This is a genomic window from Anaeromyxobacter oryzisoli (genome assembly GCF_022690765.1).
GTDB lineage: Bacteria > Myxococcota > Myxococcia > Myxococcales > Anaeromyxobacteraceae > Anaeromyxobacter > Anaeromyxobacter oryzisoli.
Genome location: NZ_JALCZA010000143.1, coordinates 1 through 5,134, shown reverse-complemented (window position 1 = coordinate 5,134; position 5,134 = coordinate 1). Strand labels below are relative to the sequence as shown.

General features: G+C 71.2%; 3 protein-coding genes and 1 pseudogene. 2 read left to right on the top strand and 2 right to left on the bottom strand.

All coding sequences use genetic code 11. From position 1 onward, the window contains the following. Positions 1-245: pseudogene (locus tag MNZ27_RS22785) on the top strand (hypothetical protein); the annotation flags it as partial. 447 nt (positions 246-692) lie between these two features. Here MNZ27_RS22785 and MNZ27_RS22780 read toward each other — a convergent pair. Beyond that, positions 693-1,856, bottom strand: coding sequence for an HNH endonuclease (locus MNZ27_RS22780; protein WP_242396360.1), 1,164 nt, complete (start codon positions 1,854-1,856; stop codon positions 693-695). Positions 1,857-2,389: 533 nt separating this feature from the next. Next, complete coding sequence (locus MNZ27_RS22775) at positions 2,390-3,355, bottom strand: sigma-70 family RNA polymerase sigma factor (RefSeq protein ID WP_242396359.1); 966 nt, start codon at positions 3,353-3,355, stop codon at positions 2,390-2,392. A 250-nt stretch (positions 3,356-3,605) separates the two neighbouring features. Between MNZ27_RS22775 and MNZ27_RS22770 the strand changes: the two genes are divergently transcribed. Beyond that, the coding region (locus MNZ27_RS22770) for a DEAD/DEAH box helicase (protein ID WP_242396358.1) at positions 3,606-5,134 on the top strand (1,529 nt) is incomplete at its 3' end.

Genomic DNA, 5,134 nt, shown 5'->3' with positions numbered 1-5,134 from the left:
CGCTCCTCGCGGCGCGCGGCGTCGCGGTGGTCCTGGCGGCGATCGGCGGCGGACTCGCGGTGGTCGTCGGGGCGCTCGCGCTGGCGGGCGCCCGGCCCCCGGCGCCGGAGCTGGCCCGCCACCCGGTGGCCCTCCTGGGCGCCGCCCTCGTGCTCGCCGTGTCGGGGGCGGCCTACCAGCTCTCGCGGTCGGCGTCCGGCGGCGGGGCGCCGCGGGCGAGGCGGCTCGCGGCTCCGGATCGCTGACGCGCGATCGCGATTCCCGCGCGCGGGGTGCGGGGACCCCGCCGCAGCCGGGGGGAGGGCGCAGCCCCTCCGCGCGGGAACCTCGCGCTCCATCGCGAAGCGAAGCGCGCGAGGTCACGGGCCCCGCGCAGCAGGGGTGACCATTCATCACTTCGTCCCGGCCCCGCTTTCGCTCTGCGAGAGAGCTTCGTACTAGGTGCGCCGCGGGGTACGAGCGCGCCTGCACGGCAAGCGTGAAGCTGGCTCGGGAAGGAGGTGGAGGCCGGGGCGCCGCCCGCGGGCGGGTACCGGAGTGACAAGATCGGCCTCGAAGAAGCCCGTGCTTCACCGGCATGCTGAGGCGCTCGCCGCGGCTCTCGGCCGCCCGGCGCCGGGAGAGCTGGAGCAGGTCCGGTGGCTGCTCGTCGGCCCCGTCACCGTCGCTCGAGAGCCGGGCCGGCCATCCGCTCACCCCGAGCGCTTCTTCTTCGCTGCGCACCGCGGCGCCGTTCCCGCTCGCGCGACGGGTGCGCAGTCGAAGCGCTCACCGTTCGACCGTCGCCTGAACCGGTCCATCAAGGCGTCCCCGAAGACGTGCCGAGCTGCGAGCTGGTTGTGAAAGAAACAGAGAAGGTGAATGTTCTCGACCGTGGGCGGACCGCCCAGGGCCTCGGCTTCGCGGTGATCGAACTCGAGCAGGTAGGTCGAGCCGCAGATGCCGCCGGAGTCGAGAGGATACTGGCAGCGGCCGCCGTCGCGGAGCCAGACCTGGCGCTTCACCTCGGCGGAGAGGTGCTCCGGCTTCGAGGGGCGGCGCTCCGCGAGCGGCTTCTGCACGAGTCCCTTCCGCTTGGCGCTTCGGGCGAGGAGGAGGTCGAGGCCGACCTCGAGGATCTCCTCGGTGCTGGCGCCGAAATGCGAATGGGAGAGCGCATCCCGCGCGGCGTCGAGCTTCTCGAGGAAGCGGCGGGAGACGTTGAAGTGAAGCCGCCGGAGCTCGGCGCTGAGCGGCACGACCAATTCGCCACGGGGCTCGCCGGACGATGGGGCATGCGCCGCAGCGCGCGGGGAGTTGGCATCGACAGGGTTTTCCGGCGAACCTCGCGCCTCGAGCGGCTCGAAAGGTGCCGCCGTGACGACGTTCGGAGCCGCGACCGGGAGCGCCGCCGCCGCGATCTCGAGGAGCGGAGCAGCCTCCACCGTGGCTGGGACGCGCACCGCCGTCACGATCTCGCGGCGCGGCGCCTTCTCGACAGGCTTGATCTCGGCCGCAACCTCTGCCGCCTCATGCTTCGAGCGGTGGAAGAACCGCGGCAGCACCTCCGCCCGGTTCTCGGGCGAGATCACTTTCGCCAGCTCCGCGATGCTCGAGATGCAAAGTCGCCCATCGCGCAACGGCTCGATCACCTCGGGGAACCGCTGCACCAGCTCGGCCGCGGTCTTCCGGTAGAACGCCGCCCCCTTCGAAAGCCCGAGCTCGCGATGGAGGAACCAGAACAGGCTCGAGTAGCCGAGCTCGACCCAGAGCCGCCGGCGATCGAAATCGGCGAGCGCGACGAGAAAATCGGCCATGCAGTCGTGCTCGCGGCGGAGGAGCTCGGAGAGCCGGGCTGAGAGATCGCGTGCGTGCATGAACCGATGGTCTCACGCGATCTCGCGGCCTTCCCAAGCGCATGCATTCCGCTCCAGGAGCGAGAACGCGAGCGTGCCCTCGCGCCTCGGCTCCGCGCGGACTCGCGGCGCACGGCGCCCCCGCGACGCTGCGAGAGAGGCCTATTCGGACGACCTGGGCTCGCGGAGCGTCACCCACGGGAAAACGCGTCAACAGCCGATTGGTGAAATCTGGGTTCCCGCGAAAGGGCTGCGGCCCAACGCTCACCGTGAAGCCGTCGGCCGCCTCGCGAACGGGCGGCAGCGCGACGGGCGACCCAGGCCACGCCGGCGGAAGCTCGTAGCGCTATCGGTGAAACGCGGGCCTCTTCGGGGCCGATCTTGCGCGGACGATTCCCACGCACTGCGGCGCTCCGGTCTCTTCATCTTCCTGAGCCCAGACCGCTCGTCGTTCAGGGCCGTTCGCCGCCACGGACCCTCCTCGACCGGGCGGCTCTCCGCCCGAGATGTGTTGAATCCAGAGGCAGCCGGGGCGGGGCGGCACGCCCCGTTACCTACGATGGCCCCAGCAGCTCGAAGTCGGGGATCTCCTCGCGCAGGTACGCGCGGAGCCGACCGGTGAGCTTCGCCTCGATCTGGCGGGCGCGCTCCCGGGTGAGCTTGAAGTGCGCGCCGATCTCCTGGAGCGTCAGCGGCGGCGTCCCCTCCGGCGGGAGGAGGCGGTGCTCGAAGACGTAGCGCTCCTTCTCGTCCTCGATGGTGCGCGCGAAGGTCTCGAGCTTCTCCCGGAAGACCCGGCGGAGCTCCTCGTCGGCGATCAGGCTGTCCGCCGGCGCCGCGCCGTCCGCGGCGACGTGATCGAGCCGCGTCTCGCGGGACTCGTCGCCGTCGTGGCCGAGCGGGGCGTCGAGGGAGAGATCGTCGCTCGCCATCCGCGCGGTCATCTCCTCGACGTCCTTCTCCTCGACCCGCAGGTTCTTGGCGAGGAGGCGCGGCGTCGCCTCGATCCCGCGGGCGAGCAGCTTCTCGCGCTCCTTGGAGAGGTTGAAGAAGAGCTTCCGCTGCGCCTGGGTGGTGCCGAGCTTCACCAGGCGCCAGTTCTCCATCACGAAGCGGATGATGTAGGCGCGGATCCACCAGGCGGCGTACGAGGAGAGCTTCACGCCCTTCCACGGATCGTACTTCTTCACCGCCTGCATGAGCCCGATGTTCCCCTCCTGGATCAGGTCCAGGAGCTGGAAGGCGGTGCGGCGGTACTCGTGGGCGATCTTCACCACGAGGCGCAGGTTCGAGGCGACCAGCTTGTAGGCCGCGTCGACGTCGCCCGTCTCGCGGTGGCGGACGGCGAGCGCGTGCTCCTCCTCGCGCGAGAGCACCGGGTGGCGCGCGACCTCCGCCATGTACGCGCGGAGCGGGTCGTACCGGACGAGCCCGCCCTCGCCGGGCACGGGGGTGTCCGGGCGGCGGGTCGGCAAGGCGGGGAGCGGGCGGCGGGATCTCTCGTTGCGGTGGTTCGTCATGGCTCCCTGGCGCGGCTCGCCGGGCCGGGGGGACGGCCGACGCTGGGGCGCAGGAACGGGTGGGCGCCGCGAACGGTTGTTGATATAAAGGTCGTGCCTCTCGCGCAAGGCGCGAGATCGGCATGACGCCGGCGCATGGCGCGTTTCGGGGAACGGCGCGAGCCCCCGACTCCCCCCGACTGGGGTGGTCGGGGGTCCACGCGGTCCCAGGTCGAAGCCGCCATGCGCCGCTTTAACGAGAGTGGAGCGCATGGAGAACGAACTGGCTGGGGTGCCCGTCGGGGCGCCTTCTGATTACGTGGCAGAGACCTCCTTCGACGACCTCGGCCTGTCCGAGGGGGTCCGCCGCGCGATCGCGGAGCGGGGGTACGAGAAGCCGACGCCGGTGCAGGCCGCGACCTACCGGCCCATCCGCGACGGCAAGGACGTCATCGTCCGGTCGAAGACCGGCACCGGCAAGACCGCCGCCTTCGCGATCCCGCTCCTCGAGCGGGTCCCCGAGGGCCGGCGCAAGCCGTCGGTCCTGGTGATGTGCCCGACGCGCGAGCTGGCGCTGCAGGTCGCCGAGGAGCTCGCCGCGCTGGCGAAGCACCGCGACGTGTCCGTGGCGGCGATCTACGGCGGCGCCTCGATGGGCGAGCAGCTCGCCAAGCTCGAGGCGGGCGCCGAGATCATCGTCGGCACGCCGGGCCGCATCTACGACCACATCCGCCGGCGCACGCTGAACCTCGACGCGGCGATGGCCTGCGTCCTCGACGAGGCCGACGAGATGCTGAACATGGGCTTCTTCGAGGAGGTGACGCGGATCCTCGACCACCTGCCCGACGACGTCCAGCAGCTCCTGTTCTCCGCCACCGTCCCGGCGGACATCGAGCAGATCATCCAGAAGTACCTCACGGCGCCCGAGACGATCCTGCTCTCGGGCGACGAGTACAGCGTCGACAACATCCACAACGTCATGTACCCGGCGGTGGACGCGTACCCGAAGCCGCGGAACCTCCTCTACATGCTGGAGATCGAGGAGCCCGAGACGGCGATCGTCTTCTGCAACACCCGGAGCGACACCTCCCTCGTCACCGCGGTCCTGAACCGCAACGGCTATGACGCGGAGCTGCTGAACGGCGACCTGCCGCAGAAGGAGCGCGAGCGGGTGATGGCGAAGGTGAAGCACGGCGAGGTCCGCTTCATGGTGGCGACCGACATCGCCGCGCGCGGGATCGACATCTCCGACCTCACCCACGTCATCAACTACTCGCTCCCCGAGGACCCGGCGGTCTTCCTCCACCGCGTCGGGCGCACGGGCCGGATCGGCAAGAAGGGGACGAGCCTCTCGATCGTGAACGGCGCGGAGATCCACACGCTCACCACCCTCGAGAAGAAGTTCGGGATCGTGTTCGAGCGCAAGGCGCTGCCGACCCCCGAGGAGGCGCGCAAGGTCTGGACCGAGCGGCACGTGGGCCAGCTCAAGGACGCGATGAGCGCGTCGGTCTTCGAGGCGTTCATCCCGCTCTCGCAGGAGCTGCGCAAGCGCCCGGACGGCGATTACCTCGTCGCGTTCGCGCTGAAGTACTTCTTCGCGCACCAGCGCGTCGAGAAGGCGACCGACCTCCAGAAGGCCGAGCACAAGCGCGAGGAGCGCGAGCGCCGCGATCGTCCGTCCGAGCCGCGAGAGGGAGGACGCCGCGCGCGCGGCCGCGGGGACGGCCACGAGGGCGGCGGGCGCGGCGAGGGGCGGGCCGCGCGCGACGGCGAGCGCCGTCGCGAGCGCGGCGAGCGGCG

Excerpts from the sequence above, each read along its gene's own strand:
- MNZ27_RS22780 (WP_242396360.1), bottom strand. The coding sequence starts at position 1,856 with ATGCACGCACGCGATCTCTCAGCCCGGCTCTCCGAGCTCCTCCGCCGC.
- MNZ27_RS22775 (WP_242396359.1), bottom strand. The coding sequence starts at position 3,355 with ATGACGAACCACCGCAACGAGAGATCCCGCCGCCCGCTCCCCGCCTTG.